The 5,728-nt window shown below is 48.2% G+C and carries 2 tRNA genes and 2 rRNA genes; all 4 read right to left on the reverse strand.

What is annotated here, in order from left to right:
* Positions 1-142 precede the first annotated feature (142 nt).
* A 23S ribosomal RNA gene (locus U859_RS0126600) occupies positions 143-3,019 on the reverse strand.
* Between the two features lie 426 nt (positions 3,020-3,445).
* A tRNA-Ala gene (locus U859_RS0126605) sits at positions 3,446-3,519 on the reverse strand.
* 82 nt (positions 3,520-3,601) lie between these two features.
* Positions 3,602-3,679, reverse strand: a tRNA-Ile gene (locus U859_RS0126610).
* Positions 3,680-3,933: 254 nt separating this feature from the next.
* Positions 3,934-5,455 (reverse strand): 16S ribosomal RNA (locus tag U859_RS0126620).
* The 16S and 23S rRNA genes sit together here with 2 tRNA genes alongside, the layout of an rRNA operon.
* Between the last annotated feature and the right edge of the window lie 273 nt (positions 5,456-5,728).

Genomic DNA, 5,728 nt, shown 5'->3' on the forward strand with positions numbered 1-5,728 from the left:
TGGGCTTAACTTCTCTGTTCGGAATGGGAAGAGGTGGACACCACCGATATAGGCACCTAAATTTCTTTAGATAAGCTATCTCGAGCTTAAATGACATATTATTGAAAGAAGTTAGTTTGAAGAACAAACAACAGTCTGTTTGCTTTGAAAGCTTCGGATGATTAGTACTACTCGACTGTGCTGTCGCCAGCTTTACATCTGTAGCCTATCAACGTAGTAGTCTGCTACGGTCCTATATGGAATTCTCATCTCGTGGCTAGTTTCGCACTTAGATGCTTTCAGCGCTTATCTATTCCCAGCGTAGCTACTCTGCAATGCCCCTGGCGGAACAACAGATTCACTAGAGGCTAGTCCAACCCGGTCCTCTCGTACTAAGGTCAGCCCCACTCAAAATTCCTACGCCCACAACAGATAGGGACCGAACTGTCTCGCGACGTTCTGAACCCAGCTCGCGTGCCACTTTAATCGGCGAACAGCCGAACCCTTGGGACCTTCTCCAGCCCCAGGATGTGACGAGCCGACATCGAGGTGCCAAACCTCCCCGTCGATATGAGCTCTTGGGGGAGATCAGCCTGTTATCCCCAGCGTACCTTTTATCCTTTGAGCGATGGCCCTTCCATGCAGAACCACCGGATCACTATATCCGTCTTTCGACCCTGATCGACCTGTATGTCTCACAGTCAAGCAAGCTTATGCTATTGCACTCCGCGTACGGTTACCAAGCGTACTGAGCTTACCTTTGAAAGCCTCCGTTACCTTTTTGGAGGCGACCACCCCAGTCAAACTACCCATCAAACAATGTCTCCCACTTAGTAGGATTAGACACCGAATACAGAAAGGGTGGTATTTCAACGTTGGCTCCACGACGCCTAGCGACGCCGCTTCAAAGCCTCCCACCTATCCTACACATCCTGTATCCAATGTCAATGTTAAATTGTAGTGAAGGTGCATGGGGTCTTTCCGTCCCGTTGCGGGTACCCGGCGTCTTCACCGGGACCACAATTTCACCGAGCTCATGGCTGAGACAGCGCCCAGATCGTTACACCATTCGTGCAGGTCGGAACTTACCCGACAAGGAATTTCGCTACCTTAGGACCGTTATAGTTACGGCCGCCGTTTACTGGGGCTTCGATTCAATGCTTCTCCTTGCGGATGACATCCCCTCTTAACCTTCCAGCACCGGGCAGGTGTCAGGCCTTATACTTCATCTTTCGATTTTGCAAAGCCATGTGTTTTTGTTAAACAGTCGCCTGGGCCTTTTCACTGCGGCTGACATTGCTGCCAGCGCCCCTTCTCCCGAAGTTACAGGGCCATTTTGCCGAGTTCCTTAGCCATGATTCACTCGAGCACCTTAGAATCCTCTTCCCGGATACCTGTGTCGGTTTGCGGTACGGGTTTTTATAACCTGAAGCTTAGCGGTTTTTCTTGGAAGTCTGATTACCTGCGCTATCCACTCACCCGAAGGCTTGCGGTACTATCGACTTTCAGCTAGACCGGCGGATTTGCCTACCAATCTAATACCTACTGTCTTTAACGATCTATTCCGTCAGATCGCGGCAGTGTCACTACTCCGTCCCCACATCGCAGTTATAAAAAGTACTGGAATATTAACCAGTTGTCCATCGAATTTCCCCTTCGGGTTCTCCTTAGGTCCCGACTAACCCTGATCCGATTAGCGTTGATCAGGAAACCTTATCCTTTCGGTGGCGGTGTTTCTCGCACCGCTTATCGTTACTTATGCCTACATTTGCTTTTCTAGAAGCTCCAGCACCCATTACCAGATACCTTCGCTGCCGCTAGAATGCTCCCCTACCGATATATTTCAATCCCATAGCTTCGGTGTACAATTTAATGCCCGTTTATTATCCATGCCCGATCGCTCGACTAGTGAGCTGTTACGCACTCTTTAAATGAATGGCTGCTTCCAAGCCAACATCCTAGCTGTCTGTGCAATCGGACCTCGTTAGTTCAACTTAACTGTAACTTGGGGACCTTAGCTGATGGTCTGGGTTCTTTCCCTCTCGGCGCGTGACCTTAGCACCCCGCGCCTCACTGCAGATCATATTTCATAGCATTCGGAGTTTGTCTGGATTTGGTAGGATTTGACTCCCCCGCACCCAATCAGTAGCTCTACCTCTATGAAACTTAATATCCACGCTGTTCCTAAAAACATTTCGGGGAGTACGAGCTATTTCCCAGTTTGATTAGCCTTTCACCCCTACCCACAGATCATCCGGAAACTTTTCAACGTTTATCGGTTCGGTCCTCCAGTACGTGTTACCGCACCTTCAACCTGTCCATGGGTAGATCACAAGGTTTCGCGTCTACCCCCTCTGACTATACGCCCTATTCAGACTCGCTTTCGCTTCGGATCCGTGCCTGAAGCACTTAACCTTGCCAGAGAGGAGTAACTCGTAGGCTCATTATGCAAAAGGCACGCCGTCACACCACTTGGATGCTCCGACCGCTTGTAAGTACACGGTTTCAGGTTCTATTTCACTCCCCTGTTCGGGGTTCTTTTCACCTTTCCCTCACGGTACTGGTTCACTATCGGTCTCTCAGGAGTATTTAGCCTTACCGGATGGTGCCGGCAGATTCCCACAAGGCGTCTCCGACCTCGCGGTACTCAGGATACTACTAGCCTAGCATTCTATACGTGTACCGGGCTATCACCGTGTATCGCTGGGCTTCCCATCCCATTCCACTTCTGTTTGCTAATGACACATTGTAGTCCTACAACCCCACTAATGCCGTAACATTAATGGTTTGGGCTCTTTCCCTTTCGCTCGCCACTACTCAGGAAATCATTGTTATTTTCTCTTCCTCTGCTTACTTAGATGTTTCAGTTCGGCAGGTTTGCTCATTATATGTGACATGTCTTCAACATGCCGGGTTGCCCCATTCGGAAATCTTCGGATCAATTCCTATTTGCAAATACCCGAAGCTTATCGCAGCTTATCACGTCCTTCATCGCCTCTGAGAGCCAAGGCATCCCCCGTGTACTCTTTATTACTTTCTTCTACTCATATGCCTTTTGCGCCATATGGTATGCTTTTTTTGCTCTTGTTATGATGTCTCATACCTTCCTTTGGGTTGCCCCTTGGGTTGGTGAGCACAAACACAACAGTCGCCTATTGTTGTTTGCTCTTCTTTTTTAACTTCTTCCAATATGTCAAAGAACTTTACTAAGGTGTAAGGTTTAGGGTATAAAGGTATAGGGTTTCATTGTCCTACGCCTAAGCCTAAGCTTATCCTTGTTAGTAAAAAACTGCGGTCTCGAACCGTTTCATACTTTTGGTATGTGCCCCATGGCGTTTTCTTCTTTCTTAATCTTTATGTCAATGTATATTACCAATCCTGGTAAGCTTTGTATTATTATGTTGTGGTTCGTTTCAGCTATGGGTTTACCCTATACCTTCAACCTTTTAACCATCAACCTTTATAGTGGAGAATAACGGAGTCGAACCGTTGACCTCCTGCGTGCAAGGCAGGCGCTCTAGCCAGCTGAGCTAATCCCCCAGAGTAGTAGTCCTCAGTCTTTAGTCAACAGTCCTTAGTCTTATCGACTCAAGACTTAAGACTCACGACTTATGACTTTCAATGGTAGTCCCGTCCAGATTTGAACTGGAGACCCCTACATTATCAGTGTAGTGCTCTAACCAGGCTGAGCTACGGGACTGTTTGTTTAAGGTAGGCTTTTATTTAGTCGCAGTATATAGTATCTTACCGCTACTGCTTCCCTTTTTGGCTTACCCTTCCTGTCTCCGTTGTGCTTACCTTTTATAGTAGCCCACCGTTTTCTTCTGGGTGTTTCTTTTTTCTCTTTTTTTAAAGTATTGGTATCGTGTATCAAGGCCTTCAGCCTCATTACCCTTTACCTTATACCTTATTTGAAATATCATGTTGCGTTGCGGGTAGGCGGTGCTACTCCAGAAAGGAGGTATTCCAGCCGCACCTTCCGGTACGGCTACCTTGTTACGACTTAGCCCCAGTTACCGGTTTTACCCTAGGACGCTCCTTGCGGTTACATACTTTAGGTACCCCCAGCTTCCATGGCTTGACGGGCGGTGTGTACAAGGCCCGGGAACGTATTCACCGCGTCATTGCTGATACGCGATTACTAGCGAATCCAACTTCATGGGGTCGAGTTGCAGACCCCAATCCGAACTGTGAATGGCTTTGTGAGATTCGCATACTGTTGCCAGCTAGCTGCCCTCTGTACCATCCATTGTAGCACGTGTGTAGCCCCGGACGTAAGGGCCATGATGACTTGACGTCGTCCCCTCCTTCCTCTCTGTTTGCACAGGCAGTCTGTTTAGAGTCCCCACCATAACGTGCTGGCAACTAAACATAGGGGTTGCGCTCGTTGCGGGACTTAACCCAACACCTCACGGCACGAGCTGACGACAGCCATGCAGCACCTAGTTTCGTGTCCTTGCGGACTCATCTATCTCTAAATGATTCACTAACTTTCAAGCCCGGGTAAGGTTCCTCGCGTATCATCGAATTAAACCACATGCTCCTCCGCTTGTGCGGGCCCCCGTCAATTCCTTTGAGTTTCACCCTTGCGGGCGTACTCCCCAGGTGGAACACTTAACGCTTTCGCTTAGCCGCTGACTGTGTATCGCCAACAGCGAGTGTTCATCGTTTAGGGCGTGGACTACCAGGGTATCTAATCCTGTTTGATCCCCACGCTTTCGTGCCTCAGCGTCAATAGGACCATAGTAAGCTGCCTTCGCAATCGGTGTTCTGAGACATATCTATGCATTTCACCGCTACTTGTCTCATTCCGCCTACCTCTAGTCCATTCAAGCCCATCAGTATCAAGGGCACTGCGATAGTTGAGCTACCGTCTTTCACCCCTGACTTAACAGGCCGCCTACGCACCCTTTAAACCCAATAAATCCGGATAACGCTTGGATCCTCCGTATTACCGCGGCTGCTGGCACGGAGTTAGCCGATCCTTATTCTTCCGGTACATTCAGCTACTTACACGTAAGTAGGTTTATTCCCGGATAAAAGCAGTTTACAACCCATAGGGCAGTCTTCCTGCACGCGGCATGGCTGGTTCAGAGTTGCCTCCATTGACCAATATTCCTTACTGCTGCCTCCCGTAGGAGTCTGGTCCGTGTCTCAGTACCAGTGTGGGGGGCCATCCTCTCAGATCCCCTAGTCATCGTCGCCTTGGTGGGCCGTTACCCCGCCAACTAGCTAATGACACGCATGCCCATCTTTATCCCATAAATGTTTGATCATACTATAATGCTATAACATGATGTTATGCGGTATTAATCCGGATTTCTCCGGGCTATCCCCCTGATAAAGGTAGGTTGCATACGCGTTACGCACCCGTGCGCCACTTTCTCTTCCAGCAAGCTGGAAAATATCGTTCGACTTGCATGTATTAGGCCTGCCGCTAGCGTTCATCCTGAGCCAGGATCAAACTCTCCATTGTAAAATGTGTTGTAAGATGCTGACCAGTTTTAACTATTGTTAAAAATAGTCTTCTTTTTGTTATGTTGTCTGTTAGACACCACCTTTAAAATAAAGCAAAATAATCATGTACTTTGATTAGTACTCCATTACCCCGCTACGCTACATTGACATCTCTTTTAAGAACTTTATCGGCAGTACCTCACGGTTGCCTTTTTATATCGTTTGATCCTCAGTTGCAGAAAGTCTTATTCGTCTCTCCTGTGTTTCGGCCAATTTCAATCTTGTTTTTGTT

The sequence above is a fragment of the Pedobacter jeongneungensis genome (assembly GCF_000633455.1).
GTDB lineage: Bacteria > Bacteroidota > Bacteroidia > Sphingobacteriales > Sphingobacteriaceae > Pedobacter > Pedobacter jeongneungensis_A.